This is a genomic window from Aquimarina litoralis (genome assembly GCF_039523995.1).
Taxonomy (GTDB): domain Bacteria; phylum Bacteroidota; class Bacteroidia; order Flavobacteriales; family Flavobacteriaceae; genus Aquimarina; species Aquimarina litoralis.
This window is the reverse complement of the sequence record NZ_BAAAGE010000028.1, coordinates 1-758: the sequence shown is the minus strand read 5'-3', so window position 1 is coordinate 758 and position 758 is coordinate 1. Positions and strand designations below refer to the sequence as shown.

The 758-nt window shown below is 26.0% G+C and carries 1 protein-coding gene; it reads right to left on the bottom strand.

Going from position 1 to position 758, the window contains the following annotated elements:
* Positions 1–276 precede the first annotated feature (276 nt).
* Positions 277–621 carry a DUF1874 domain-containing protein gene (locus tag ABD077_RS25140; RefSeq protein WP_198968537.1) on the bottom strand — a complete coding sequence of 115 codons (345 nt, stop codon included), beginning with the start codon at positions 619–621 and terminating at the stop codon, positions 277–279.
* Positions 622–758: the final 137 nt, after the last annotated feature.

Below are 758 nucleotides of genomic sequence, written 5' to 3'. Positions count from 1 at the left end.
GAGTTGATCCAGCATCTTGTCTTCCTAAGACCGCTTGGCCTCCGACTTTTTTTTGCATTCATCTGCTGAAAAATTGTAATGACAAGTATATAAATGAGAGTCGATAATTTACAAGAAATCTTTTTAAACTTTTAACTCACACAAATTTTTACTTTTCTAACGATAATTTACGCAAAATAACGGCGTAAAAACATTTATATATTAAAAAATTTTAGCATAAAAGAGTTAACCCAAATGCGTAATTCCAAAAAGATGAAAAAAATTTTATTTGACTTATTAGTCTACAATTATCTCGAAAAATTGAACTTTTCCAGTTTCGTACAATTTCAATATTTCTTCTAGCGTTAATATTTTTCCTTCTTCTAATCTTTGTGAAATTTGCACAATATATAGTTTGTCTCTTTTGTCTAATTTAATTTCTATCCTATTTTTCTCAAATTTTGTATCACATAATGAATTTATTAGTTGAACTGTTGAATCATGTCCAATTGCATTTATTATTTCTTCATTATCAATATTTGTACAAAATTCTAATCTGTCAATTTTATCAATTGTAACTTTTATTGGAAATTTAGATAACATATTTATTGAGAATGCATTTGCTAAATAATTTTTATTCATTTTTCTTCACCTTCAACAGGTTTAACTTGTAATCTTCTCATTTCTTTTACAACTTTTACAACTTCTAAAGCTTTTTGAAATACTTCAGTTTTTCTAACTTCTTCTTTTTCTTCTGTTGCTAAAGCCATAGTTAGATC